Here is a 26,549-nt window from a genome sequence, read left to right as displayed (position 1 = left end):
GACTTCCACTTTTCCGAGATGAATTTTCATCAGAATATCATTTCTGCCTTTCTTCTCAAAGCGGCGAGATAGGGGAACAGTCAATGGGACGATGGGGTGTGACATAATAAATCCTCCAGTTTTGTTTTTTATATCAGTATACAGGAGGAGGGAGTGATTAGATAGATACCTTGTTATTGGGCGGTTACGAAACAATAAGAAAAGGACCGCAATGGTCCTTTTTATCTTGACAGGATTGTCAACTTTCTCCGAAGATTTCTTGTGCCAAGCGACGTCCAGTTGGTGTGGCAGCCAGGCCTCCTTCAGCAGTTTCACGGAAGGCAGTTGGGAGGGCGGAGCCCACTTGGTACATGGCATTGATGACTTCGTCAACGGGGATTTTGGATTCGATACCTGCTAGAGCCATATCGGCAGCTACCATGGCGTAGCTGGCTCCCATAGCATTTCGTTTGACACAAGGAACTTCTACCAGACCTGCAACCGGATCGCAGATCAATCCCAGCATATTTTTAATGACAAAGCAGATAGCTTGGCTGGCTTGATAGGGAGTTCCACCTGCAGCCAGTGTCAAGGCTGCAGCAGACATAGCAGAGGCAGATCCGACTTCTGCCTGACAGCCTCCTTCTGCACCTGAGATGGAGGCGTTGTTGGCAATGACCAGACCAAAGGCTCCTGCTGTAAAGAGGAAGTCAAGTTGTTGGTTTTCGGTCAAGTTTAACTTGTCAATGGCTACTCCAAGAACGGCCGGTAAACAACCAGCTGATCCTGCTGTCGGAGTGGCACAGACTAAGCCCATTTTGGCGTTCAATTCGTTGACAGCCATAGCGTTTCTTGCTGCGGACAGGACAGCGGAATCTGACAGAGTTTTACCAGATTTCATATAGGCATCTAACTTGGCAGCATCGCCTCCTGTTAAACCAGATACGGATTTGCTTTCAGTAAGTCCATCTACGATGGAGGCTTTCATAACTGTCAAGTTTCTTGACATAATTGTCAATATTTCTTCGCGGCTACGACCGGTCAATTCAATTTCAGTAGCGATCATGAGTTCAGCTACATTACCAGAAAAGTTGTCTGCTTGCTGAACTAATTCTTCGATAGTATAAAACATGTCTTTCTCTTTCTAGTTGAAGAAGGTTACATTGTGCAGATGTGGAATTTTTTCAATTTCTGCAATAGAATTTTCACATTGGCGAGCATCCACTTCGATAATCATAATGGCTTTTTCGCCAGCTTGTTCACGTGTCACGTTCATTTGGGCGATATTGATGTCATACTTAGAAAGGACATCGGTCACTTTCGCAATCATACCAGGGACATCTTGATGAACAATAATAATAGTTGGCGTATTCATATTGAGATTGACAGAAAAACCGTTGAGTTCTGTTACTTGAATATTTCCCCCACCGATGGAAACGCCTGTGGCTGAGATGGATTTTTTATCGTTTTTTATGATGATTCTGGTGGTATTGGGATGTGGGGTATTGCTATCCTTGTTGACACGCCAGTAAACCTTAATGCCTCGTTCTCTTGCAATATCAAGAGAGTCAGGAATGCGGGGATCATCCGTATCCATGCCCAGAATACCTGCTACCAAGGCTACATCTGTACCGTGACCGCGATAGGTCTTGGCAAAGGAGTTGTAGAGTTGAAATTCAACCTCTGTCGGCTCATCGCCGAAAATTGAAGACACAATTTTCCCAATTCGGACCGCACCAGCTGTGTGACTGGAAGACGGTCCAATCATAACCGGTCCAATGATGTCAAAAACCGATTGAAATTTTAAGTTGCTCATAAACTGCCTCGCATTTTTTCTTACCCTCATTATATCAAATTTTCCAGTCAGGGAGTATGCTAAGATGAATGGGTTTTCAATGCAAAATTCCTGTAGCTTCTCCCTTTTGTGTGGTATAATACAAGTTGTTCAAAATCGACCTTCAAATCGTTTTTTGGAAAAATTTTGAAATACGACCTTCAAATCGTTATTTCTACGAAAAGATGGGAGAAGATTATGTCAATTGACAATTCTAAAACCCGTGTTGTTGTCGGTATGAGTGGCGGTGTAGATTCATCGGTTACGGCTCTCTTGCTCAAGGAGCAGGGCTACGATGTCATCGGTATCTTCATGAAAAACTGGGACGACACGGACGAAAATGGCTTCTGTACAGCAACAGAAGATTACAAAGATGTGGCTGCGGTGGCAGACCAAATCGGCATTCCTTACTACTCTGTCAACTTTGAAAAAGAGTATTGGGACCGAGTATTTGAGTACTTCTTAGCTGAGTATCGGGCGGGCCGCACGCCTAATCCAGATGTTATGTGTAACAAGGAAATCAAGTTCAAGGCCTTCTTGGATTACGCTATGAACTTGGGTGCGGACTATGTGGCGACGGGCCACTACGCTCAGGTGTCACGCGACGAGGACGGCACTGTCCATATGCTACGTGGGACAGACAATGGCAAGGACCAGACCTACTTCCTTAGCCAACTCTCACAGGAACAGCTGCAGAAAACCATGTTTCCGCTCGGCCATTTACAAAAGCCTCAGGTAAGGGAAATAGCAGAGCGAGCAGGCTTGGCGACCGCTAAAAAGAAAGACTCGACAGGCATCTGCTTTATCGGTGAAAAGAACTTCAAAGAATTTTTAGGACAGTATTTGCCAGCCCAGCCCGGTCGGATGATGACGGTTGACGGTCGTGACATGGGAGAACATACAGGCCTTATGTACTATACCATTGGTCAGCGGGGCGGGCTTGGTATCGGAGGACAAATCGGTGGGGACAATGAGCCTTGGTTTGTTGTCGGAAAAGACCTGTCAAAAAATATCCTCTATGTCGGACAGGGCTTCTACCATGAGTCCTTGATGTCAACTTCTTTACAGGCCAGTCAAGTTCACTTTACACGTGATATGCCTGAAGAATTCACGCTAGAATGCACAGCTAAATTCCGCTACCGTCAACCAGATAGTCAAGTAACTGTCAAGGTAAAAGGTGACAAGGCAGAAGTCATCTTTGCAGAGCCACAACGAGCAATCACACCAGGCCAAGCCGTTGTTTTCTACGACGGTCAAGAGTGTCTGGGCGGTGGCATGATCGACATGGCCTACAAGGACGGAGTAGCTTGTCAGTATATTTAGACAGGTCGGGAGGATATGATGAAGACTAAAAAAGCTTATGTCCAAATTGCTCTTCAAGGCTTGGTGCTCTTTTTTGTCCTTTTTATTGCCAAATTCTTATTAGCATTTATGGATCTTTCACCCTTGAGGAGTGTACTACAAGGTTTCTTGATTTTTGCATTATTTTATCTTATAAACCAGCAAATTTTGAAGGTGAAAGTGTCGTTCTATAGTCAAATACAGCCATTGAAAACTCAAATAAATGCTTTGATACCACTCTGGGTATTTATGCTTTGGGCCAATCTTCCTTTATTATTTGAAGCTAGGTTAGAGTATATTTTTGATGCTTTCGTATATTCGCTTGTTGCCGGTCTACTTGAGGAATATGTCGTTCGTGGTCTGTTTTTGGGCTATTTGGAGGAGAACATTGTTCGCGATATGAAATCACTTTGGCTCAGTCTGCTGTTGACGTCATTTATTTTTGGCTTGGCTCACACATCAAATATTTTAACGCAACCTTTAGACCATACCTTATTTCAAATTGTAACCTCTACTTTTGGTGGTTTATTTTATGGTGCTATTTACCTAAGAAGTAGATCTCTTGTTTGGGCGATGTTTGCTCATTTTTTACAAGATTTTTCTTCTTTAGCAAGTCAAGGCAATATTGAGGCAGTTCAACAAGATGTCAGTTGGTTTTTGTTATTTTTTGCTGTTATTGTTTTTGGTAGTCTTACTTGTATTCTAATTAGACCGAAGTATATGGTACCGATAATTCAAGAGAGAAATTATTGAAAAAAAGGATTTATTTTGCTAAACTAATTTTAACAAGAACTATGATGGTCAAAGCTCATGGGAATTGTAGGCTTTTTTGTCCTGCAGTTTTCGAGAGTTTTGGCTATTTTTGCTATCGAGGAGAGAATTTGGATTTTAGGACCAGAATTGACAATCAGATTTTTGGTGTTCGGGCGACTGCATTGCTTATAAAAAATAGGAAAATATTTCTCACGAGGGACTCTAAGGGGTGTTATTATACTATTGGTGGTGCGATTGCAGTCAACGAAACTGCGCAAGATGCGGTTGTTCGGGAAGTCAAAGAAGAATTAGGGGTTGACAGTTGTGTCAATCAACTAGCCTTTGTCGTTGAAAATCAGTTTACACATGAAGACATAGATTTTCACAATATAGAATTTCATTTTATCGTCGATCCTATCGGAGAAATGCCTAAGGAGATGATTGAAGATAACTTGAAACAAGCTTGTGAATGGATTGAAGTTGACAAGTTTGTCAACCTAGATATCGTACCAGCCTTTCTGGCTCAAGAATTGCCAAACTGGAATGGGCAAGTCAAACACATCATGAATATAAAGGAGAAATAAAAATGACACACACATTTGCAGAAAACTACGATGTCATCGTGATCGGTGCGGGGCACGCGGGTGTAGAAGCAGGATTGGCAGCCAGCCGGATGGGCTGTAAGACCTTGCTTGCGACGATTAACTTGGACATGGTGGCCTTTATGCCATGTAATCCCTCCATTGGTGGTTCTGCCAAGGGGATTGTGGTAAGGGAAATCGATGCCCTGGGTGGCGAAATGGGCCGCAACATTGATAAGACCTATATCCAAATGAAAATGCTTAATATGGGCAAGGGGCCAGCTGTTCGTGCCTTGCGGGCTCAGGCGGATAAGGCAGAGTATGCAGCGGAGATGAAGCGGACGGTGGAGCGTCAGGAAAATCTGACCCTGCGTCAAACCATGATTGATGAGATTTTGGTGGAAGACGGCAAGGTTATCGGTGTCCGCACGGCTACCAACCAGAAATTTTCAGCCAAGGCAGTTGTGGTGACGACGGGTACAGCTTTGCGTGGCGAGATTATCATCGGTGACCTCAAGTATTCGTCAGGCCCTAATAATAGCCTAGCTTCTATCACGCTGGCGGATAATCTGAAAGAATTAGGACTTGAAATCGGTCGTTTCAAGACAGGAACGCCACCGCGTGTTAATGCTCGTACTATAAACTACGACGAAACCGAGATTCAGCCAGGCGATGAAAAGCCAAATCATTTTTCATTCTTGTCCAAGGACGAGGATTATTTGCAGGACCAAATTCCTTGCTGGTTGACCTATACCAACGCGACCAGCCATGAGATTATCAACAGCAATCTTCACCGAGCACCTATGTTTTCAGGCATTGTCAAGGGGATTGGGCCCCGTTATTGTCCGTCAATCGAGGACAAGATTGTTCGTTTTGCGGATAAGGAACGCCACCAGCTTTTCTTAGAGCCAGAAGGTCGTAATACCGATGAAATCTATGTCCAAGGGCTGTCAACCAGTCTGCCAGAAGATGTGCAGCAGGACTTGATCCACTCCATTAAAGGCTTGGAAAATGCCCAGATGATGCGGACTGGCTATGCTATTGAGTACGATATGGTTATGCCTCATCAGTTGCGGGCAACGCTGGAAACCAAGAAGATTTCTGGGCTCTTTACAGCAGGTCAGACCAACGGAACATCAGGTTATGAAGAAGCGGCAGGTCAGGGAATTATCGCTGGTATCAATGCCGCCCTTAAGGTACAGGGTAAGCCTGAGTTGATTTTGAAACGGAGTGACGGCTACATCGGTGTTATGATTGATGACTTAGTGACCAAGGGAACGGTGGAGCCTTACCGCCTCTTGACTAGTCGGGCAGAATACCGCCTGATTCTGCGTCATGACAATGCCGATATGCGTTTGACGGAAATCGGTCGTCAGGTCGGCTTGGTGGATGATGAACGCTGGCAGGTTTTCCAGATTCACAAAAATCAATTTGACAATGAAATGAAACGCTTGGAGTCTATCAAACTCAAGCCAATCAAGGAAACCAACGAAAAAGTTGTTGCGATGGGCTTCAAGCCCTTGACAGACGCTTTGACCGCCAAGGAATTCATGCGTCGTCCAGATGTGACTTACGCAGATGTGGTAGCCTTTATCGGCCCTGCGGCAGAGGACTTGGATGCCAAGACCATTGAATTGATTGAAACAGAGGTCAAGTACGAGGGTTATATTGCCAAGGCCTTGGATCAGGTGGAGAAGATGAAACGCATGGAAGAAAAGCGTATTCCAGCCGACATCGACTGGGATGACATTGATTCCATTGCGACCGAGGCTCGCCAGAAATTCAAGCTGATTTCACCAGAAACCATTGGCCAGGCAAGTCGGATTTCAGGTGTCAATCCAGCGGATATATCCATTCTCATGGTCTACTTGGAAGGACGCAGTCGTTCCATTTCTAAAAACAAATCAAAGGACAGTCACTAAGGCTGTTCTTTTCGCTGTATGTCAGCTATATGTCAACTACTTTAAAATCATGTGAAAAGTAGCTTTTTTACTGAATTTATGGTAGAATGGCAGGCAGAGGTTAGTGATGAAAAGATTTCGATTTTCGACAATTCACTTTGTCATGATAGGTGTCATTTTATTTGGGTTGGTGGCTCTTGTCCACCGACTTTTTCCAATTGGTGCCAGTACAGTTTTTGCGCTACTCATCAGCCTATTGGTGTTGATTGCGCTGTTTATTTATCAAAAACATTCTTATGAATTTAGTGAGCTAGAACAGATTGAATATCTCAATAATCAGGCTAATTCTGGTTTGATGATGCTCTTGGATAAAATGCCAGTGGGAGTTATCAAAGTTCGACCAGATAGTAATCAGGTAGAATGGTTTAATCCTTTTGCTGAGCTGATTTTTGCTCAAGAAAATGGTGAGTTTGATCAAAAAAAACTACGTGAAATTATTGACGTTGGTCTGGATGAGGAGCGAATTTATGCGAACTTTTCAGGCAAGAGATATGCTGTTAACGTTGATTTTGATCAAGGGTTATTTTACTTTTTTGATGCGTCAACAGAGTATTCGGCGACAAATAGTTTGATCGGAAGCCGTCCTGTTATAGGGATTATTTCAGTTGATAACTATGATGAGCTTGAGGATGCTGTAACTGATTCTCAAATTAGCCAAGTCAATTCCTTCTTGGCTCAATTTGTTTCGGAATTTTGCCATGATTACGGTATCTACTACCGACGCGGCACAATGGATCGATTCTATTTCTTTACAGATTATGCTGTGTTGGAAAAATTGATAGAGAATAAGTTTTCAGTTATTGATAAGTTCCGCGAGGAGGCTAAAAAGTTAGATTTAGGTTTGACTTTGAGTATGGGATTGGCGTATGGTAATGAAAATCATCACCAAATCGGACAGGTTGCGCTCCAAAATCTCAATATGGCTGAGGTTCGTGGTGGAGACCAGGTTGTGGTCAAGGAAAATGATGAGAGTAAACAGCCACTTTTCTTTGGCGGTGGCTCAGCTTCTTCCGTTAAACGAACACGTACGCGGACTCGTGCTATGATGACTGCTGTATCAGATAAACTCAAATCGGTTGATGCTGTTTTTGTGGTGGGACATCGTAATTTAGATATGGACGCGCTTGGATCCGCGGTCGGTATGCAGTACTTTGCTCAAAATATTATGAACAATGCCTATACGGTGTATAATCCAGATGAAATGGCACCAGATATTGCACGTGCTATCAAGAAGTTGAGTGATGAAAATTGTTCTAATTTGCTAACGGTTGAGGAAGCCATGAAGATGGTCACTTTCCAGTCGTTGTTAATCATGGTAGATCATTCAAAGATTGGCTTGACTTTGGATAAGGATTTCTATGAGCAATTCAGTCAGGTTGTGATTGTGGATCATCATCGTAGGGATACAGATTTTCCAAGCAATGCAGTCTTGACTTATATAGAGAGTGGTGCTAGTTCTGCGAGTGAGTTAGTAACGGAATTAATTCAGTTCCAAAACGATAAACGTCATAAGCTCAATCGTTTGCAATCTAGTCTCTTGATGGCTGGGATAATGCTAGATACCAAGAATTTCACTTCTCGGGTAACCAGTCGGACTTTTGATGTCGCCAGCTATTTGCGGACACGCGGCAGTGATAGTCTTGAAATTCAGCAGATTTCAGCGACAGATTTCGATGCCTATCGTCAAATCAATGAGTTGATTTTGCGTGGTGAGAAGCTGGAGCCACATATCGTGATTGCCTGCGGTGATGAGGAGTTAGAGTATGATACAATCATTCCAAGTAAGGCAGCTAATACCATATTGGATATGGCGGGCATTGAGGCGGTATTTGTTATAACAAGAAATACCAAAGGGTATGTATCTATTTCTGCAAGGAGTCATAGTAAAATCAATGTTCAACGCATTATGGAGGAAATGGGTGGAGGTGGCCACTTTAACCTAGCTGCCGCTCAGGTATATGACCAGACAATCGCAGAAGTATGTGAAAAGTTGACGGATAAAATCCGCGAAGAAATAAATGGAAATTAGGAGAACAGATATGAAAGTAATCTTTTTAGCAGATGTTAAAGGTCAAGGTAAAAAGGGTGAGATTAAGGAAGTTCCAACAGGTTACGCCCAAAATTTCTTGATCAAGAAAAATTTGGCTAAGGAAGCAACAAACCAAGCGATCAGCGCCCTTCGTGGTCAGGAAAAATCTAAGGAAAAGGCTCATGCAGAGATGATTGCAGAAGCAGAGGCTATCAAGGCTAAGCTGGCTGAGGAAGCTACTTTAGTGAAATTTGTCGAAAAAGTTGGTCCAGATGGTCGTACCTTTGGTTCTATTACCAGCAAGAAAATTGCTGAAGAATTGGACAAGCAATTTGGCATCAAGATTGATAAACGCCATATTCAGCTGGATCACCCAATTCGTGCGATTGGTCTCATTGATGTACCAGTTAAAATCTATCAAGATGTAACAGGCATCATTAATTTGAGTATCAAGGAAGCTTAATTATTTATCTAGCCAGTGAGGAGGTGAGATCTTGGCAGAGTTGGATGAATTGCGGGTGCAACCGCAGGATATTCTAGCTGAACAATCGGTATTAGGAGCTATTTTCCTTGATGAAGGCAAGCTGGTCTTTGTTCGTGAATACATTGAGGCAGAGGATTTTTTCAAGCATGCTCATAAGCTGATTTTTAAAGCTATGATTGCCCTTTCTGATAAGAATGAGGCTATCGATGCGACCACCATGCGGAACTATCTGGTCAACCATGGTGACTTGGAAAATATCGGTGGTTTGGCTTACTTGGCGGAAATCATTAGTTCCGTACCGACGGCAGCCAATGCGGAATTCTATGCCAAGATTGTTGCTGAAAAGTCTAATCTCCGTAAACTGATTGCCCGTTTAACAGATGCTGTCAATCAGGCATACGAGGGGGCAGATGGCTCAGATGACATTATCGCCAATGCTGAAAAAGCCTTGATTGATGTCAGTGAGGGAGCCAGTCGAAGTGGTTTCAAGCGGATTGATGATGTCTTGAATATCAACTTTGACAACCTTGAAACTCGTGCTAAGCAGACGTCGGATATTACAGGGATTGCAACTGGTTATCCTGCTCTTGATGCCATGACAACGGGTCTGCATGAGGAAGAGTTGATTATTCTTGCGGCTCGTCCTGCGGTTGGTAAGACGGCATTTGCGCTCAATATTGCACAAAATATCGGTACAAAACTGGGTTTGACAGTTGCTATCTTCTCTTTGGAGATGGGTGCAGAAAGCTTGGTTGACCGTATGCTCGCTTCTGAGGGAGTTATCAATTCGAGGGCTATTCGTACGGGGCATTTGACACAGGAAGAATGGAATAAGTACATGGTGGCTCAAGCTAACCTGGCTCGGGCTAGTATCTATATTGATGATACACCAGGTATCAAGATTACAGAGATTCGTTCGCGTTCACGCAAGTTGGCTCAGGAAACTGGAAATCTGGGCTTGATTTTGATTGACTATCTCCAGTTGATTACAGGAACAGGTCGTGAAAACCGGCAACAAGAGGTTTCGGAGATTTCCCGTCAGTTGAAGATTTTGGCCAAGGAATTGAAAGTGCCAGTCATCGCCCTCAGTCAGTTGTCGCGTGGTGTGGAGCAACGTCAGGACAAGCGTCCCGTCTTGTCCGATATTCGTGAGTCTGGGTCTATCGAGCAGGATGCGGATATCGTTGCCTTCTTGTATCGTGATGATTATTATGAGCGCGGTGAGCAGGAAGATGGAGGCATTCCAAACAATACGGTTGAAGTTATCATCGAGAAAAACCGTTCCGGTGCGCGTGGTACCGTGGAATTGATGTTCCAAAAAGAATACAATAAATTTGCAAGTATTTCCAAGAGAGAGGATGGATAGAGAATGAGTGATGCATTTACAGATGTTGCTAAAATGAAGCAAATCAAACAAGATATTAAGGACCATGAGGGACAAATCGTTGAATTGACCCTTGAAAATGGTCGTAAGCGTGAGAAGAATAAGCAGGGGCGTATTGTGGAGGTTTATCAGTCTCTCTTTATCGTTGAATTTGAAGATCCAAACAATACCTTTGTGGAATCTTATACTTACTCAGACATTTTGACAGAAAAGATTTTGATTCATTATTTGGATTAATCGCTATATAAGGCTTTACAGAGCCTTTTTTTTGTGCTATACTAATCTTTGTGCGAAATAACAGCAGGGCAAAATGAAGCTCGTCAACAGAAGGTCAGCAAGAAGAGTAATCGTTGCTGTTTCGATGAAGGCCTCCTGCACGAATCAGGTTTGCTTAAAACGTTATTTCCTATAAACAAGTCTTTTTGTTTCCTTTTAGTACTAGGCAAGGAGGGGCAGGCTATACTGAGGTATGCCAAGCCGACTTAACGACGTAATAAAAGAGAAACGAAATGACGGAAATTTTTATTTTAGGAGGACATAACAAATGTCACGTTATACAGGACCATCTTGGAAACAAGCTCGTCGTCTTGGCTTGTCATTGACAGGTACAGGTAAAGAATTGGCACGTCGTAACTACGTACCAGGTCAACACGGACCAAACAACCGTTCTAAATTGTCAGAATACGGTTTGCAATTGGCTGAGAAACAAAAATTGCGATTCTCTTACGGTTTAGGTGAAAAACAATTCCGTAACTTGTTCGTACAAGCTACTAAAATCAAACAAGGTACTCTTGGTTTCAACTTCATGCTTCTTTTGGAGCGTCGCTTGGACAACGTCGTTTACCGTCTTGGTTTGGCAACTACCCGTCGTCAAGCACGTCAATTCGTAAACCACGGTCATATCCTTGTTGACGGCAAACGCGTTGATATTCCTTCATACCGCGTTGAAGTTGGTCAAGTGATCTCAGTTCGTGAGAAGTCAATCAAAGTTCCAGCTATCCTTGAAGCTGTTGAAGCAACTCTTGGCCGTCCAGCTTTCGTATCATTCGATGCTGAAAAGCTTGAAGGTTCATTGACTCGCTTGCCAGAACGCGACGAAATCAACCCAGAAATCAACGAAGCTCTTGTCGTAGAATTCTACAACAAAATGCTCTAATTTTAAGAAATATCTTACAGAAAGCCTACAACAGTGGGCTTTTTGCTTTGTCTTAAAATGTTGATTTCTGGGTTTGCTCCCCTTTTTGCTCCCCCTAGAGTGCTTTTAGTGCTGTTTCGTAAAACGAGACAGCTTTTTTTGCGTTCTCTTTTGAGAGATGGCTATAAATATCCATGGTCATGGATAGAGTGGAATGACCTAGACGGTGTTGCAGTTCCTTGTAAGGTATTCCAGAGTTAAGCAGTAAGCTAGCGTGAGTATGACGGAAACCGTGAAAACCAATGTTAGATACTCCGGCGCGTTTGAAGTGAGTTCTCAGCCGTGTGGCCAGAGTTTTATTATTGGGGTAGTCATGGATAAAGTCCGAAAATACAACCGTTTCAGTCTGTCCTAACTTCCAGGCTTCCTGAATTTGTCTAAGCTGGTAAGCCTTCAGCATGGCAATGGTTGCATGGTCTATGTCTATATCCCGATAGCTTGCTTTTGATTTTGGGCTATTGATTTGCCTAAGGTGGTTTAGTGTCTTGGTAATGCTAATAGTTGCATTCTCCAGATCAATATCGGACCAACTAAGGGCTAGGGATTCATTGATACGGCAACCAGTGGCCAGCAAGAACTTGTATAGGGTGACTTCATACAGATTTCTGTACTTGGCTAGGTCAAGCCCTCCCAGGTAGTCTAGAAACTTTTTTAGGTCTTGATTTTCAAAATGCTTGACCTTTTTTCTCTTAGCTTTTTGGGTGTTACGAGGTAGGACGACATCACGCGCAGGGTTGGAAGATATTGCTTGCATGGTCACGCCATACTGTAAAATACGCTTATTAAGCGCGTGGATTTTATCATAGTGCAGATAAGCCCCAGGCTCCCCCTTGTTGGTCTTGTCAGCCAGTTTGTTAACTATGCTTTGAATGAGTGGCGTAGTCAGTTTATCGAGCTTATAGACCCCAAAGAGTGGCAAAACATGGTTATCTAGTAACTTCTTAACGTTGTCTTGCGTGTTGGGCTTGACAGTATGCTTATAGCTTTCCCACCATAGGCTAGATAGTTCCTGATAACTTGCTATTGACGTAGCTTGAAACCTGGTAAATCCGTCTTGCTGGAAGGCTATTTTTTCTTGTTGGGCTTTCTGCTTAACCTCCTTATGTGTTCTACCCGTTACTTTGGTCTTTACTTTCTTACCCGTTACCTGGTCAACTCCTAGATAGACATTAGCACGGTACACGGTAGTACCGTTTTTCTTTTGTACTTCAATTATTTTCATGATCATAAACCTTTCTAAACATCAGCAGGCAGGCTGTTATTAAAAAGATTTTAGATTAAGTTTGTTTATATCATGCTAGGGCTTACGAGAATAGCCCTATTTTCGTTTGTTTTGGGTGGGGAGGGTAAATATACCAGTCAATAAGAAAATGCGAATATGGGCTTTATATGGTGTTTATCACATATCATCAAAAAGTGAAAGTTGATTTTCGTCCGGTTGTTTATCTAGTTGTTTATGCTTCCTTTTTAAATCTTGGATACTTTCTTGAGGTGTAGGAAGATTTTCTGGCATAGTTGTGCCTAGTTCCTGCATAGTTTTTCTGATTGTTCTACCTACGTTAAAGTGTGTGTCGTTAGCTAGATTTTCGTCGTATATCTGCCGATTTCTTAACACTTCATCAGTTTGAGTAGCGCGGAATAAGTTTGCAGCCAATTCAGCGCTACCCATATAATCAAGAATACTTTGTCCCTTTTCTAGTTCTTTTCTATCATGAATATCTTGCATAGACATTCCACCATAGAGACCTTTATATCCAAAATTCTGAAACTTTCCGTAGTTAGTGACACCCGACATTTTAGCAGCTTCAGCTAATGATTTATTGTGTTCCTTCATCTCTTGGCGAATTGCTAAACGTTTGTGCTCTTCATCGAGTTTGTTGAAATTATCAGCTAGCTCTTGCTGACGGGTTTTAATAGCAAAATATGATTGGCCCAATGCAATGACTTCTTTTCTAGGGTCACCATTTTGGACAATCAAATAGCAGGCATAGCGAGATAGTTTATAATCTTTAATTTCCCTATCTCCTAGAGGGAGCTGTACAATTTTGCTGACCTCGGGAAAATTCATAGCGACGGGGTTTCCAGTGTTTTCACAAGCTATTTTAGCCCGTTCAATGACATTTAAAAAATTGTCCCATTTTGCATACTCTAAAACGGTTTGTAATTCACGGGCATACCAATATTCTACCCCGTCTTCGTCTGTATGCTTTATGTTTTCAAATGCGAGTTCATCATAACGTTGTAAATCGTTCATCGTCTTCCTTTCTCAGATAATAAAATTTAGTAGTTTAGTAATCACGCGCCGACAACCAACAAAAACCAACATAAATCCGATATAGATGCTATAGTTTGCTATGGTTGCTAAAATATACAGCTTGACAAAACCTGACTTTTTTTCAGCTATTGAGAAAAGTTGAGTTTTCCAGCTTCCGACAAAATCCGACTTTCCGACAACTGATAAAACCTGACTTTTTAATGCGGACTTTTTTAAAATGGTGGAAAGATTTCAGCAAGGACATTACTAACAGTAAGGCCCACACAGCCCACTAGAACGCCCTGAGAGCGTGGAATATTGTGGTAGGGTAAATATACCTGAGGAGTGTTTGGATGTGGTGAGAAGGCTTCTAGGCGCGGGGTGTGGTTAAGGCGATTTTTTAAATAAAGAATCAATTAAGTTTAATACAATTTCTTTTTCTTGGTCATCAAGACAAAGGATTTTGTATATTTGAGAAATATCATCCTTGGTGTCATATTTTTTAAAAGTGTACACGAATTCAGAAAAAGCGACCAGAGGCACAGAATCTGTCTTGCTTATCACAAAATCAGCTTTATCCCCTAACAATTCATATAGATAATCCATGGCAAAACTCAAAGTTGCGCCGTTTTTTGTTGTATATAATTTTTTTCCAACAGAATCGGCTACCTCCTTTGGATTATCAGAAGTTACACTATACCCCAACAGATAACCAACACTTACACCAAAATGGTCAGCGAGTGCTTGGGCTTTGTCTGGTTTGATTTGGCTTTCTCCGTTTTCCCAACGTTGATAAGTTCTAAGCGGTACTTGTAATTCAAGAGCTATTTCTTTCTGAGATAGCTTTTTTTCTTGTCTTAATTCTTTCAACCTATTCATAAATTTCACGACCTTTCAAGGTTGATTATAACTAACAAAATAAAAAAAGTCAAAAAATGGCGTAAAAATTTTAAAAAAACTATTGACAACGTCATAAAACGACGTTATAATCATAATCAAGATTTGGTTGCGTCAAAAAATGACGTATAAATTCTTACCCCTCCACAACCTTTCACACTTTCAATCTATGGAGGGGGATTTTTCAAAGAAAGGAGAACGGCATGAGCAAACTCAAAGGCTATCGGGTCATGTTGGGATTGACCCAGAAGAATATGGCGGACAAGCTAGGTATTTCTTTGCAGTCGTACAACAACAAAGAAACAGGCAAGACCCCATTTACTGACCATGAACGCTTAATCATTCGTGATCTGGTTCGAGAAATCAAACCAGACATCACTATTGACGAACTATTTTACAGCTAGAAAGGAGCAAAGACTATGAAGAATAATATGCGTGTATTGCTAGCCAAACGCCGTGAGAAAGTTTCACACGTTGCAGAGGCTACAGGTATTTCAAAGAGTACGCTGACAAAATTGTATTATGAGCGTACCAAGAATCCAGATATTACAGTACTTCAAAAAGTCGCAAACTATTTGGGCGTGACGATTGACGAACTATTAACACCAGAGGAATAAGAAAGGCAGGCAAGTATGGAATTAGGTATTATTTTAAAAAATGATGAGTTGGTTGTGGACAGTTTAACTGTTGCAGAGGTATTTGAGAAAGAACACAGGAATATATTAAAGGATATTCGAAAAATTGAAGAGTATTTTGACACGGCTAATTTTAACCAGCTAAAATCTGAGCCCGTTGAATTTAACCAAGACAATTTTGACTCCGTTGATTTTGAAGACTATTTCTATCTGGAGACATACCGAGATAAAAAAGGACAAGAACGCCCAGTCTATTACATGAACCAAAAGGGCTTTACTTTATTGGTGATGGGCTACACTGGTCAGCGTGCTTTTTCTTACAAGGTGGCATATATTGAGCAATTCGAGGAAATGAAGAGACAGCTACAGGGACAGAACCGCGGGGAAATGACCCAGGCACAATTACTAGCCTATATCAAGCACTATTTGGCAGGCAGTCGGGTGATCATTCAGCCCAAAGATGAAGAAATGTACTTAGATTATTATTGTGTCGGTATATACAGCCTACTACGCTACTACGGTTTCAAAAAGTCCATTCCTTGCAGTTATATCCGTGAGTTACGCCCAAAGGTGATGGAGATTGGTTTGGCAGGGTTTGAGGAAATTGTGAACTATTGTGCTGTTAAGAATAAGCTGAAACTTGCATACGTCAAGGCGACGGCACAGGATTTCCAAGCGTCAGAGGTTGACCAGGCACAGCCCCCACTTTTCAGCATTCTTGGCTTGCTGGACTATACGGAGGAGGTGGCGACATAGGCGGATTGATATTTTTGATACTAAAAAAGACCGCTGAGAAGATAGCGGACTTACTAGAAGCATTATTTGAGTGAAGGAGTTATCAGAATGGCAAAACAGGCACATCTTTTCCCACATCCAACCATTGAAGAATTATGCGAGAGCTTGAACGAGTTACTAGCAGATAATCCTGAGTGGATTTTGACCAACGTGGATATCATGAAGCACGAAGACAGCACTTATACGGGCATTCTTGACTACTTAGAGCCGTTGGAGAGGTAACGAGAACAACAAAAAAAGGCTTACCGAAATGTTGGTAAAAGCCTTTATGGAACTACAAAACTAAAATACCGAATCAGCAGGCAAGCTATGAGGGGCTTTAGTAATATTTTATAGCTAGATTATAGCATATCTAGGGCACATTTGCAAGACAAAATAAAAAAATGAGGTAAGAACTACATGAAAGATAGTAACAGAGATACGATAATCCGTTTTGAAGCGTCTAGCAATGAATACGCACCCGTAAAGGCTGCAATATCGGAAGAGCTGGAAGTTGTTATCAGCAAAGTATATCAGCTAGATCATGACACAGGATGGACATTGCACTATCTAACCGACATCATGCTGAAACACTTTCACGAGGATGTTGTAAGAGTTCCATATGGTGATTTAACAGCGATAGAACTTGCTTTGAATGGTTTCGTTTCAAGAATCGAACGCACTAGGATGCTACTTTTAAAAGCTGGATATGTGGATAATGCAGGGACAGGTAATCCTATGTGGTACTTGAAACTAGCCTTACAAGATTTTGAGCATATGAAAAAATTGGCCAGAAAGGATGCTAAGACATGCAAGAAATGACAATCGAGACAGCTTTGACCCTGCTAGCAATATTTACCCTGCTGAACTTCGTTCTTTGGTTTGGCGTTGGTTTGGGCACTTTTCGAGCCTCTGACAATCCTAAAACAAAGCCAGAGGGTAAATATACCAGACGGCTGACAAATGCGAACTACGGGGCTTATATTCAAGCACAGGGCAGATATTACAATTAACGAATTAGACAAAACACGAAAATAAAAGAAAAAGGTAAAAAATGAAAGATAGAGCAAATGATATTTTAGTCGATTATGAGGGGCTTTGTGGACAGCTTACTGATGTACTGGAAGTGTTGGATTTTGCAACTGTAGGGCCTAGCCAGGCTATTGCATCTGCTATTGTCAATACTTCCATTCACGCATTGCGAAAGATCATCACAGATCACACAAAACTAGCTAACAATTATCGAAAGGGGGGAACGCATGACATACACAATTGACATTTTTCCGAAACCAGAGAACGCACCAGATAGACCTTATTTTACCCAAGAAATTTTCATTAGCAGTTGTCAACGTGAACTTGATAATCTGAAAAAAGTAACCAAGTTACTAAAAGCAGAACATGAAATCCATACTATTCTCAAGCGTACCCAAGAACTTTACAGAGATATGATCTACGGAGTGAAAACAAATCAAATCACATTTACTAACCAAGGACAAGAAAAGAGGGCTATTGATGACAGAAAACCAACTACCACCACACCTATACAAAGTTTTCAAGCTGTTACCACTTGGAATGGACTTGCCTATCACCGCTTCAGATATTGAACGTCTGACAGGTTTGGACATCCGAACCATTCGGGAGCATATACGTCAGCTTATAGTTGATTATGGTATTCCAGTATGTGGTGGACGAGATAACAAGCTAGGGGGCTACTATATCCCGCAGAATGAAACGGAGCGACTTGCTGGAGTGTACCCTTACAGCGACAATATGACCAGGAACACAAGCGCATTCACGCGCTTTTGACTGCTGACTTAGAAGACTGGAGGAAGTACAGAGATGTTTAGCCTAAGCAGAGAGAGCGAGCAGGATCTAACTCATGGCTTGCTGGATATGGTTGGAAAGTACCTGGATGCGCGTGAGAAAGTCAAACCAAGGACACTTGGACTAATGACCGCCGAACAGTTGAAGGATGAGCTAGGCATAAAAAATAAGACCCTGAAGCGTTGGGAAGACAACGGGCTGAGACGATACCAACCGCCAATAGAGGACACTAGGAAAATCTTTTATCGGGTCAGTGATATTCTGATATTTTTGGGGGTGGAGAAATGAGTAAATACAATACGCACCCAGCTACGAGTAAGGGCAACTGGAAAATGAAGAATGTACGTAATTCAAAAGAAAAAGATCGCCTTCCTGGTACTAATGATCAAGAACAACGGCGGTTGGCCAATAAACTTAGAAAGAAACGGAGGAAGTAATATGGGTAGTGATTTTTATACTGGAGAGCTTGAAAATCTTGTCGCAGAACTACAAGAGCGCATTGAGGCACTAGAAGAACGGGTAGAGCAATTAGAAAGAGAGCGATGACATGGTTATTTATCAAGCCAGAGGATTTCAGAGTAACCTAGTCTATCCTTATGAAAAGCTAGAACCATTTGAGTATATCGCACAATTCACCCCCTTGATGGTCCCCAATGGCGCAGATATTGACGAATACAAACGCACACTAGCCCCCTACTGCATCAGCGGAAAAATAAGAGCAGAAAAAACAGGTACATGCAGGCGCAACAACGACAGTTTAATCTATCGTGATTTGATTTTTTTGGACTATGACGAGCTAGAAGCGAGCGTAGACTTTCCCAGAATCGTTTCTGAGCGACTTTCTGAGTATTCCTACATCATTTACCCGACTATCAAACACACGGCTAAAAAGCCCCGTTACAGGCTTGTAGTGAAGCCTAGCGGAAACATGACCGAGGCGACCTATAAGCAGGTTATCCAAGAGATAGCGGACACTATCGGGTTGCCGTTTGACATAACTAGTCTAACATGGTCACAGTTGCAAGGCTTACCAGTCACGACAGGCGACCCAGCAGATTATCAGAAAACTGTAAACCGTGGACTAGACTATCCAGTACCACGTACAGCCCAAGAACGCACTGTAACCACTTCTTACACTCCACGACCTAACGGACAGCGTTCAATCACTATGAGGGTTATAGATACGCTTTTCAATGGTTTTGGTGACGAGGGAGGGCGCAATGTGGCCCTAACTCGCTTTGTCGGGCTACTCTTTAATCGGTGGGTGGATTGTGACCTAGAAACGGCTTACGAGCTGACAAAAATAGCTAATAATGTGACTAGCGAACCGCTACCGATTGAGGAGCTGGACCGCACTTTCACCAGCATAGCAAGAGCAGAATTTAGAAAGAGAGGATAGCACCATAGAACTAGATGAATTGAAAAGCCTAGAAAGCGAAATCATGGAGGCGCGTGAGAACGAGAAACCACCCAAGACAATGAAGGAACTGGAAAACTGTATCTTTCAAGCAGGGGAGGAATGGCGGGCAGAGCATACCGAAACTAAGATAAACGAAAGGACAGGCGAAACAAAAGAGGTTGTCGCACTACCTGGTACTTTCGTAGTGGCTAAGATATTGAGTGAGATTGTAACCTTTACCTTCATCAGCAAGAGCAACCTACCTGATTATAGCCTACTCTATATCTATGATCTGGATGAAGGTATCTATACCGCCAGCAACGACCTATTCAATCTATTTTGTAAAACTTTTGACGTGAGAATCAAGCCTAGAGAATGGCCCCAGATTAAGTTAATGGTCAGAACGTTGACAAAAATAAAGAAACCACTGGAGAGTGCTGACCTTATTCCTGTACAGAATGGCATAGTAAACCTGGGAACTAAGGAACTACTACCATTTAGCCCTGATTACGTGATTACAAGTAAAATCAGTACTGCTTATCACGCGCCAAAAGATATTCCAACAGACAGAGAGGGGAAAACATTTGATGATTGGTTGAACTCAATCGCCTGTAATGATGGTGAGCTGGTGACACTATTTTGGCAAATTATCCTAGAGGCTATCAACCCCAACTACACACGGAACAAGTTTGCGATATTCTACGGAGACGGCAACAACGGTAAGGGAACGTTTCAGCGGTTCCTTATCAATCTGATAGGAGAAAGTAACATATCGGCCTTGAAGCCCGCCCAGTTTGCTGAAAAACATAACCTGGAAACGCTAGTAGGTAAGGTTTGCAATATTGGCGATGAAGCACCGAACGAATACCTAAAGAATCCGTCTGACCTTATGAGTATTACCAGCGGTGACACCGTGTTGGTTAATCCGAAGGGGCGCCCAGCGTTTGAAGCAACCTTTAAACTCTTTAACATCTTTTCGGGAAACTATATCCCAAACGGTGGAAACAAAACCAAAGGTTGGTACCGTAGAATTATGATTGTACCCTTTAATGCTGACTTCAATGGGGAGAGGGAAAAACCTTGGATCAAAAACGAGTTTCTAGCTGATAAGAATGTACTAGAGTATGCGCTATATAAGGCAATCAACCAAAAGCCATTTACACACTTTATCGAACCGCAGGCGGTCAAAGGCTTGCTGGAAGAATACCAGGAGGACAACGATTACTTACTTTCATGGGTCAAAAACGAGTATATGGAAAAAGGTTGGCATGAACTGGAGGTTGTACCCGTTTTTATTGTTACTAGGTCACTAAAGCACTACGCAGAAGATATGGGCATACCTAAGCCGAATGTTTACGGAGCTGGTAAAGAGACAATTAGACATCTACAACAGTTAACGCCGAATAGGTATCAACTTAAAAAGGCAAGGGTAAAACTGGAAGATTATGATAAGTTAGACCCTTTTGAATTCGAGCGGAAAAAGCTTGGACATGTTAACCATGCGATAACCAAAGAAGAATAATGTTGACCTTCTTTTTAGCTGAAAACCCTTGATATTACTGAGTTTCTAGAAAATTTGTTGACCTTCTTGTTGACCTAGTTTCAGAGAAGAGCAACACTCAAAACCCTTGGTATATCTAGCTTTATCGCTATTATGTTGACGTTGTTACCTTCTTTTTAACTCTCTATATAAAAAAAACAGTATATTTTATATATATGAGCTAGGAGTTGAAAAGAAGGTCAACATGGTAACAAACTAGGCTGAACCCTTGGGAGAGTAAGACGGAACCACGTTACCTAGAAGGTCAACAAAAGCAACAACAAAGTCAACAATCTACAAAATTTTACATAAATTACCTTAAAATAAGAAATGGAGAATAACACAATGACAAACACATTCGCATTCAACTACACATTCAAAGACTTTGACACCGCACAAGTTGCAGGTCACGCGCTTATGGGCTATATGACAGGAACATTTGACCAACCAGCTATTGAAGTCTATTATGACAATGACAAGGCAGGCGGATACATGAACCGCTTATCAGTGGAGTATGTGGCAGATGCTGAACTTGTTGAAGTATTCAAGCGAATTTGTGACAGTTTCAAGGACTACTACAATCCTGAAGCAGAAACCGACATTGAAGATCAGTACCGCCTGGAGCGCGTGGAACAACTCAAGCAGTCAGAGAGCTTTGACAGCCTACTGGAGAAGGTAGCAAGGTTAGAGCTGGAGTTGATAGACTATGCGGAACGCTTATTAAGTGATGACCCTGTTCCAATGGATAGTGAAATGGCCTACATGACATTGAACTTGATAGGCGGTAAGGGCGTAGGGTTATTCAAGTCACTAGATGAAGCGAACGAATACAGCGGACTTGCATATTATAATGCAGATTCAAAATAGCAGAGAGAGGCACCAGCCTCTTTTTGCCGTTAAGCCAATAGTTTTGGGTTTTTACAGTATAGGGGTATTTTTTGAATGAAAGTATTGTATATAGAGATATTTACCAGAGTTATGAAAAAGAAAGGAATAACTCAGGGAAAGGCTGAATTAGACGGGTACCCCTTGACTATTGACTTAGACAACTTTTTTATTGTTATGGGTAGAGATAGCTTTGAATTGGCCAGAATACCAGGGACAAAAGGCGGTTATAGGTATTTCTTTCTTTGCCCTGATTGTGGTAGGCGGTGCAGAAAACTCTATAAGCGGTATCTGTATTTTAGTTGCGGGACGTGTCAGCAGATCCATACGCAGACATTAAACCGCAGTAAGACAGATTGTCAGTATTATTGGGAACGTGCACTAAGGGAGGCTAGGAAGGTCCAACCAGGGTGGACCCCTGAACGTGGTGGATATATGTTTGATAACTTCCCCAGTCGCCCCAAAAGAATGAAACGTGATAGATATTATAAACATTATCAAAGGTTTTTGAACTATGTTAGAAAAGGGGATAGCTATTGGTTGAGAGGGTTATCTAGGTGAAGTACTTTGGCAATTTCCAAAACGGACAAATACTACAAACGTTCGCTTTACAAAACAAATAATGGCGGAACGGTTGGGAGCTAAAAAGGCTACTACTATCAAGTGTTTACGAGGTTATAAGTTGCACCCCTAAGCGCAAAATACGGAACGTTTTTTGATTTTTTCAAAACGACGAATAACCGAACGCTATATAATACTTAAAATTTGATGGATGAAAATGATTAGGTTTAGGCTAGGTTTGATATGTAAAGACCAGGGAGGTTTAGGGGAGGTATACGGCATTTTCGGCAGTCTAAAAGAGACAAGGTTTAGACAAGGTGGCGCGTGATTGAACTCAAAGAAAACACAAAAAAAGCCAGCACGCTTGTACCGACTCTGTGAGTAAAACCTAAAACTATTATATCACATGGAGGGCGTATGTTAACTAGACAACAATTACAGGCCTTAGACGATTGGTTGCTATCTCAACAAAACATTGATAGGCAGATACGAATAAGACGGCTAGAGCTTGAAACAAAACACGCTGAGAGTAATATCAAGAGCAACAGACCAAATAGACACGTTGAAACAGTTGCTATACGTCTTGCGGATGATCAAGTACTGAAAGGGTTGGAGAACTTAAAAAACGCTATACAAGAGCTTGAGAAATTCCTGGAAGATAAGAATTATAGTGACTTGCTTGTGATATATCGACTAAGATATAAAGAGAAACTAATGTGGGAAGAAATAGAGGACAGATTAAACTTGAGTAGAAAAACGGTATATCGTAGACGAGAGAGCATTTTGAAACTTTTCGGGGAGTTTGTTGGGGTATATTATGACATCAGTTAAGCAGCTAGCAAAAAGAAAGCTGAAAGAGTTTTATAGATGGTGTAGGGTGGCAGTCCTACATCATGACCAAATACAGATAAGTGAGGACTGGACCGTAAAGCTGTTTGAGTTTGACCCTGAAGACTACAAAGGCAGGGTACACGGCTGGCAACGTGAGGCACCAAACGAGGTTAACGAGATTTTGAAAGCTATCAATGCGATAGCTGAACCAAGACATCGAGCTATATTTATCATGAGTTATATATCGCCCGACAAGATACGAACAACAGAGCAGGCACAACGACTCGGGATAGCTGAAAGCACATATTACTTGGCTAAAAATGAAGCTTTGCAAGAGTTTGCTGAACTGTATCGAGGTGGAGCGTTATTGCAGTACCTGGATAGTTAAGACTGGAAGCGTTCGGAAATACCCCCCATCTTTTTTGAACGGGGCGGGGTTTGTTCGGGGTTCTACAACGCCGGCCTCTTCCGTGCATAATTTTCCCTTTTTGAGAAATAAAAAACATTTGTTTATAATGCGTGTTATATATTGACAAATGTTTTAAACAAGTGTATAATATAATTAAAGATACGGAAAGGAGATAGCTAATGACCACAAGGCGAGAACTTGAGAAGCTAGCAAAGGCTAAAGGCTTCTACCCGACAGATAAGGGTAAAGGTTCGCACACACTTTGGGAGCATGAGGACGGGCGAACAATTCTAATCAGTAACCCGAAACAAAAAGACTACAAACCCAAAACCCTAAACAATGTTCTTAAAGTCCTAAATGAGAAATAGGGGAGCTCCTTCCCCTACTCTTTCGGGTGGTCATTGGCTAACTATCAAATTATGAAATACACTTACCTAGCACTTTTTGAAGCGGATGCAGACAACGGTGGATATACTATCACTTTCCCAGACTTTCCAGGGGCAATTAGTGAGGCAGATACCTTGAATGAGGCTATCTATAACGCCCGTGAAGTTCTTGAAATCTATACCATCATGTTTGAAGACGAGGGCAAAGAGTTTCCAGAGCCTTCTAGCTTTAAGGCTTTGGCTGGTGAGCTTTCTAGCGATGCTGACATCTTGCAGGCTATTTCAGTAGATACTGAACTTGTAAGAGAGCGGGAACGTTCTAAAGTGGTGAACAAGACGGTAACGCTACCTAGTTGGTTGGTAGAGGTTGGGAAAGAAAATAAAATCAATTTCAGCCAACTCTTGCAGAAGGCAATCCGCGAGGAATTGCAAGTATAGGCCTAGTCTTCCATACTTTCACACGCGCACCAAGAAAAACCAAGACGGCGGTGCGTGTTCCATGATATAATACACTTATCAGCAAGTAAAAAAGCGTAGCTGATCACTACGCTAGTCCTGCCTGCTGAACTCATAACTTTGAACTGTTTGGGTTATTTTTGGGGCTACTTTGGTAGCCAATTTTGCTCCCCTTTTGGCGAACTTTTAAGGAGTTTCTAAGACTTTAAAAAGTTAGGTTATTATTTATAAAACATTGTTATATCAAGGGTTTAGGAGCTTTAAAGACATATAAAGTTAAGCGTTTGTTACTATACAACAAAATGTTGTAATATTTTAATGAATAAGATAGGCTGTAAAGCCTTGATACTAAGCACTTTAGGCCTCTATCCTAGAGTGCTTTTTTTGACTTTACTGCCCCTTAGAATACTCCAATGTATAGCAAGAGAGGTAGCCTAGGTGGAAGTGCTGAACTGTGAATATAGGTTCTAATACTAAACCTCAAATATTAAACAATATTTTCATCATGTTTGTGAAAAATATTGCAAAACAGATTGAAAAACATTTCACAATCTTGTATAATGCTAATATCAGATAAAAATTGGAGGTTTATCATGAAAAAGAAAGCTTGGTTAGGCTTACTAATGAGTCTACTTGCTGTGGTATTTTTAGTAGCGTGTGGGGGTAAGTCTGAGAATACAGCGACATCCTCATCTTCAACTTCATCTTCTTCAGAAGAAGCTGTTTCAGGTGCATCTGAGAAAGTTTATACAGATCCATCTGAGTTGAAAGATAGCTATGATGTTATCGTCGTTGGTTCTGGTGGTGCAGGTATGTCGGCAGCTATTTCAGCTAAAGACGCTGGTGCTAGTGTTGTTTTATTGGAAAAAATGCCTGTTATCGGTGGTAATACGGCTAAATCATCAGCTGGTATGAATGCTTCACAGACTAAATTCCAAGAAGCGGAAGGGATTGCTGATACAAACGATAAATTCTACGAAGAAACCCTTAAAGGTGGTAAAGGAACAAATGATCCTGAATTGCTTCGTTATCTTGTAGATCACTCTGCTAGTGCAATTGACTGGTTGGACGGAATGGGGATCACTCTTAGCAATCTAACTACAACTGGTGGTATGAGTGAGAAACGTACCCACCGTCCAGCAGATGGTTCAGCTGTTGGTGGCTACTTAGTAAATGGTCTTTACCACAATCTTGTTGAACGTGAAGTACCAATTTTTGTAAATGCAGATGTTACAAAACTTCAAGATAAAGATGGAGTTGTAACAGGTGTTGAAGTGAAGATTGCTGGTGAAACTAAGAAAGTCTCTGCAAAAGCAGTTGTATTGGCTACAGGTGGTTTCGGTGCGGACTTAGATATGGTTGCTAAATTCAATCCAGCACTTGAAGGTTATGTCACTACTAACCAAGAAGGTTCAACAGGTGACGGTATTGCACTTGCTGAATCAGAAGGTGCTGCGACTGTTGATATGGAACAAATCCAAATTCACCCAACTGTTGAGCAAGAAACTTCTTACTTGATTACGGAAGCTGTTCGTGGTGAGGGTGCTATCCTTGTCAATTCAAAAGGTGAGCGTTTTGTTAACGAATTGGAAACTCGTGATAAAGTTTCTGCGGCTATCAATAGCTTAGAGCCAAACTATGCTTATGTTATCTTTGATGATGCCTTGAAAGATCGTGTGAAAGCTATTGCTCAATACGAAGAAAAAGGTCTTGTAAAAACGGGTGCTACACTTGCAGATTTGGCTAAAGAAATTGACCTACCTGCGGATACACTTCAAACAACACTTGATACTTGGAACAAGGCTGTAGCAGATAAGAATGATGCGGCATTTGGTCGTACATCAGGTATGGACCATGCTTTGAATACTGGTTCTTACCACGCGATTAAAGTTGCACCAGGTGTTCACCATACAATGGGTGGTGTGAAAATCAATACCAATACTGAAGTATTGAAAACAGATGGTTCAGCAATTTCTGGTCTCTATGCTGCTGGTGAAGTAACTGGTGGTGTTCATGGTCAAAACCGTATTGGTGGTAATGCTGTAGCAGACATCATCGTATTTGGTCGTCAGGCTGGTGAACAGGCAGCTGGATTTGCCAAAAAATAAATTTTTATATGAGGGGTTGGCCACAGTCTAACTCCTCTTTTTGTATTGT

34 protein-coding genes are annotated in these 26,549 nt (G+C 41.8%); 29 read left to right on the top strand and 5 right to left on the bottom strand.

The genetic code is table 11. The features are described 5' to 3' along the window. Window positions 1-238 precede the first annotated feature (238 nt). Both sdaAA and sdaAB read right to left on the bottom strand, forming a co-directional pair. The gene (sdaAA, locus tag P7J36_RS01125; RefSeq protein WP_205030891.1) at window positions 239-1,111 is read right to left on the bottom strand and encodes an L-serine ammonia-lyase, iron-sulfur-dependent, subunit alpha; all 873 of its coding nucleotides are present in this window, start codon (window positions 1,109-1,111) and stop codon (window positions 239-241) included. A 12-nt stretch (window positions 1,112-1,123) separates the two neighbouring features. Continuing rightward, a complete protein-coding gene (gene sdaAB, locus P7J36_RS01120) occupies window positions 1,124-1,795 on the bottom strand; it encodes an L-serine ammonia-lyase, iron-sulfur-dependent subunit beta (RefSeq protein ID WP_044760162.1) in 672 nt (223 codons plus the stop codon). Between the two features lie 216 nt (window positions 1,796-2,011). Here sdaAB and mnmA point away from each other — a divergent pair, with 216 nt between their 5' ends. The 9 genes from mnmA (at window position 2,012) to rpsD (ending at window position 11,502) form a co-directional block, all read left to right on the top strand. Next, window positions 2,012-3,136 (top strand): tRNA 2-thiouridine(34) synthase MnmA, encoded by a 1,125-nt coding sequence (mnmA, locus tag P7J36_RS01115; RefSeq protein ID WP_408550774.1) that lies wholly within the window; start codon window positions 2,012-2,014, stop codon window positions 3,134-3,136. 18 nt (window positions 3,137-3,154) lie between these two features. Beyond that, window positions 3,155-3,907 (top strand): CPBP family intramembrane glutamic endopeptidase, encoded by a 753-nt coding sequence (locus tag P7J36_RS01110; RefSeq protein ID WP_408550775.1) that lies wholly within the window; start codon window positions 3,155-3,157, stop codon window positions 3,905-3,907. Between the two features lie 128 nt (window positions 3,908-4,035). Continuing rightward, a complete protein-coding gene (locus P7J36_RS01105; protein WP_408550776.1) occupies window positions 4,036-4,491 on the top strand; it encodes an NUDIX hydrolase in 456 nt (151 codons plus the stop codon). A gap of 2 nt (window positions 4,492-4,493) precedes the next feature. Continuing rightward, complete coding sequence (gene mnmG, locus P7J36_RS01100; protein ID WP_172030102.1) at window positions 4,494-6,410, top strand: tRNA uridine-5-carboxymethylaminomethyl(34) synthesis enzyme MnmG; 1,917 nt, start codon at window positions 4,494-4,496, stop codon at window positions 6,408-6,410. Between the two features lie 106 nt (window positions 6,411-6,516). Further along, window positions 6,517-8,478 (top strand): GGDEF domain-containing protein, encoded by a 1,962-nt coding sequence (locus P7J36_RS01095; RefSeq protein ID WP_408550777.1) that lies wholly within the window; start codon window positions 6,517-6,519, stop codon window positions 8,476-8,478. A gap of 10 nt (window positions 8,479-8,488) precedes the next feature. Then, window positions 8,489-8,941 (top strand): 50S ribosomal protein L9, encoded by a 453-nt coding sequence (rplI, locus tag P7J36_RS01090; protein ID WP_012775408.1) that lies wholly within the window; start codon window positions 8,489-8,491, stop codon window positions 8,939-8,941. 31 nt (window positions 8,942-8,972) lie between these two features. After that, the gene (dnaB, locus tag P7J36_RS01085) at window positions 8,973-10,328 is read left to right on the top strand and encodes a replicative DNA helicase (protein WP_100881838.1); all 1,356 of its coding nucleotides are present in this window, start codon (window positions 8,973-8,975) and stop codon (window positions 10,326-10,328) included. Window positions 10,329-10,331: 3 nt separating this feature from the next. After that, complete coding sequence (locus P7J36_RS01080) at window positions 10,332-10,583, top strand: Veg family protein (RefSeq protein WP_002938218.1); 252 nt, start codon at window positions 10,332-10,334, stop codon at window positions 10,581-10,583. A 307-nt stretch (window positions 10,584-10,890) separates the two neighbouring features. After that, window positions 10,891-11,502 carry a 30S ribosomal protein S4 gene (rpsD, locus tag P7J36_RS01075; RefSeq protein ID WP_002938227.1) on the top strand — a complete coding sequence of 204 codons (612 nt, stop codon included), beginning with the start codon at window positions 10,891-10,893 and terminating at the stop codon, window positions 11,500-11,502. A gap of 94 nt (window positions 11,503-11,596) precedes the next feature. Here the strand turns inward: rpsD and P7J36_RS01070 are convergent, their stop codons facing one another. The 3 genes from P7J36_RS01070 to P7J36_RS01060 all read right to left on the bottom strand — a co-directional run bounded on the left by P7J36_RS01070 (window position 11,597) and on the right by P7J36_RS01060 (window position 14,674). Beyond that, window positions 11,597-12,763, bottom strand: a complete 1,167-nt coding sequence (locus P7J36_RS01070; protein ID WP_408550778.1) for a tyrosine-type recombinase/integrase — start codon at window positions 12,761-12,763, stop codon at window positions 11,597-11,599. A gap of 177 nt (window positions 12,764-12,940) precedes the next feature. After that, entirely contained in the window at window positions 12,941-13,795 is an 855-nt protein-coding gene (gene dinD, locus P7J36_RS01065; RefSeq protein ID WP_408550779.1) for a DNA damage-inducible protein D, read from the bottom strand. Between the two features lie 387 nt (window positions 13,796-14,182). Next, window positions 14,183-14,674 (bottom strand): helix-turn-helix domain-containing protein, encoded by a 492-nt coding sequence (locus P7J36_RS01060; protein ID WP_408550780.1) that lies wholly within the window; start codon window positions 14,672-14,674, stop codon window positions 14,183-14,185. 221 nt (window positions 14,675-14,895) lie between these two features. On the opposite strand from P7J36_RS01060, the gene P7J36_RS01055 reads away from it, so the two are divergent. The 20 genes from P7J36_RS01055 to P7J36_RS00960 all read left to right on the top strand — a co-directional run bounded on the left by P7J36_RS01055 (window position 14,896) and on the right by P7J36_RS00960 (window position 26,500). Then, entirely contained in the window at window positions 14,896-15,096 is a 201-nt protein-coding gene (locus tag P7J36_RS01055; protein WP_105182164.1) for a helix-turn-helix transcriptional regulator, read from the top strand. 15 nt (window positions 15,097-15,111) lie between these two features. After that, window positions 15,112-15,309 (top strand): helix-turn-helix domain-containing protein, encoded by a 198-nt coding sequence (locus P7J36_RS01050; RefSeq protein ID WP_105182163.1) that lies wholly within the window; start codon window positions 15,112-15,114, stop codon window positions 15,307-15,309. A gap of 15 nt (window positions 15,310-15,324) precedes the next feature. Further along, window positions 15,325-16,083, top strand: a complete 759-nt coding sequence (locus tag P7J36_RS01045) for a Rha family transcriptional regulator (protein WP_408550781.1) — start codon at window positions 15,325-15,327, stop codon at window positions 16,081-16,083. Window positions 16,084-16,170: 87 nt separating this feature from the next. Beyond that, window positions 16,171-16,344, top strand: a complete 174-nt coding sequence (locus P7J36_RS01040; protein ID WP_408550782.1) for a hypothetical protein — start codon at window positions 16,171-16,173, stop codon at window positions 16,342-16,344. A 177-nt stretch (window positions 16,345-16,521) separates the two neighbouring features. Beyond that, window positions 16,522-16,923 carry a hypothetical protein gene (locus P7J36_RS01035; protein WP_408550783.1) on the top strand — a complete coding sequence of 134 codons (402 nt, stop codon included), beginning with the start codon at window positions 16,522-16,524 and terminating at the stop codon, window positions 16,921-16,923. Beyond that, window positions 16,911-17,114: a hypothetical protein gene (locus P7J36_RS01030; protein ID WP_408550784.1), complete on the top strand. Its 204-nt coding sequence runs from the start codon at window positions 16,911-16,913 to the stop codon at window positions 17,112-17,114. The genes P7J36_RS01035 and P7J36_RS01030 overlap by 13 nt, the downstream gene beginning before the upstream one ends. 41 nt (window positions 17,115-17,155) lie before the next feature. Continuing rightward, window positions 17,156-17,377 carry a hypothetical protein gene (locus tag P7J36_RS01025; protein WP_408550785.1) on the top strand — a complete coding sequence of 74 codons (222 nt, stop codon included), beginning with the start codon at window positions 17,156-17,158 and terminating at the stop codon, window positions 17,375-17,377. Beyond that, window positions 17,361-17,705: a hypothetical protein gene (locus P7J36_RS01020; protein ID WP_408550786.1), complete on the top strand. Its 345-nt coding sequence runs from the start codon at window positions 17,361-17,363 to the stop codon at window positions 17,703-17,705. Before P7J36_RS01025 ends, P7J36_RS01020 begins: the two co-directional genes overlap by 17 nt. Then, window positions 17,674-17,907 (top strand): hypothetical protein, encoded by a 234-nt coding sequence (locus P7J36_RS01015; protein WP_408550787.1) that lies wholly within the window; start codon window positions 17,674-17,676, stop codon window positions 17,905-17,907. Before P7J36_RS01020 ends, P7J36_RS01015 begins: the two co-directional genes overlap by 32 nt. Window positions 17,908-17,940: 33 nt before the next feature. Further along, window positions 17,941-18,213: an XRE family transcriptional regulator gene (locus tag P7J36_RS01010; RefSeq protein WP_408550788.1), complete on the top strand. Its 273-nt coding sequence runs from the start codon at window positions 17,941-17,943 to the stop codon at window positions 18,211-18,213. A gap of 51 nt (window positions 18,214-18,264) precedes the next feature. After that, window positions 18,265-18,471, top strand: coding sequence for a hypothetical protein (locus P7J36_RS01005; RefSeq protein ID WP_408550789.1), 207 nt, complete (start codon window positions 18,265-18,267; stop codon window positions 18,469-18,471). Between the two features lies 1 nt (window position 18,472). Further along, window positions 18,473-19,324, top strand: coding sequence for a primase alpha helix C-terminal domain-containing protein (locus P7J36_RS01000; RefSeq protein WP_408550790.1), 852 nt, complete (start codon window positions 18,473-18,475; stop codon window positions 19,322-19,324). 19 nt (window positions 19,325-19,343) lie between these two features. Next, window positions 19,344-20,846 (top strand): DNA primase family protein, encoded by a 1,503-nt coding sequence (locus P7J36_RS00995; protein ID WP_408550791.1) that lies wholly within the window; start codon window positions 19,344-19,346, stop codon window positions 20,844-20,846. Window positions 20,847-21,209: 363 nt separating this feature from the next. Next, window positions 21,210-21,731, top strand: coding sequence for a hypothetical protein (locus P7J36_RS00990; RefSeq protein WP_408550792.1), 522 nt, complete (start codon window positions 21,210-21,212; stop codon window positions 21,729-21,731). Between the two features lie 75 nt (window positions 21,732-21,806). After that, complete coding sequence (locus P7J36_RS00985) at window positions 21,807-22,310, top strand: hypothetical protein (protein WP_408550793.1); 504 nt, start codon at window positions 21,807-21,809, stop codon at window positions 22,308-22,310. 417 nt (window positions 22,311-22,727) lie between these two features. After that, window positions 22,728-23,141, top strand: a complete 414-nt coding sequence (locus P7J36_RS00980; protein WP_408550794.1) for a hypothetical protein — start codon at window positions 22,728-22,730, stop codon at window positions 23,139-23,141. Then, window positions 23,128-23,529, top strand: coding sequence for a DUF1492 domain-containing protein (locus tag P7J36_RS00975; RefSeq protein WP_408550795.1), 402 nt, complete (start codon window positions 23,128-23,130; stop codon window positions 23,527-23,529). The genes P7J36_RS00980 and P7J36_RS00975 overlap by 14 nt, the downstream gene beginning before the upstream one ends. 200 nt (window positions 23,530-23,729) lie before the next feature. Next, window positions 23,730-23,918 carry a type II toxin-antitoxin system HicA family toxin gene (locus tag P7J36_RS00970; protein WP_318818795.1) on the top strand — a complete coding sequence of 63 codons (189 nt, stop codon included), beginning with the start codon at window positions 23,730-23,732 and terminating at the stop codon, window positions 23,916-23,918. A 51-nt stretch (window positions 23,919-23,969) separates the two neighbouring features. Beyond that, on the top strand, window positions 23,970-24,374 hold the full coding sequence (locus P7J36_RS00965; RefSeq protein ID WP_398581538.1) for a type II toxin-antitoxin system HicB family antitoxin: 405 nt from the start codon (window positions 23,970-23,972) through the stop codon (window positions 24,372-24,374). 611 nt (window positions 24,375-24,985) lie between these two features. After that, on the top strand, window positions 24,986-26,500 hold the full coding sequence (locus P7J36_RS00960; RefSeq protein WP_408550796.1) for a flavocytochrome c: 1,515 nt from the start codon (window positions 24,986-24,988) through the stop codon (window positions 26,498-26,500). Window positions 26,501-26,549: the final 49 nt, after the last annotated feature.

Source organism: Streptococcus suis (assembly GCF_046032115.1).
GTDB classification, from domain to species: domain Bacteria; phylum Bacillota; class Bacilli; order Lactobacillales; family Streptococcaceae; genus Streptococcus; species Streptococcus suis_AJ.
This window is presented reverse-complemented; position numbering and strand designations above follow the sequence as displayed.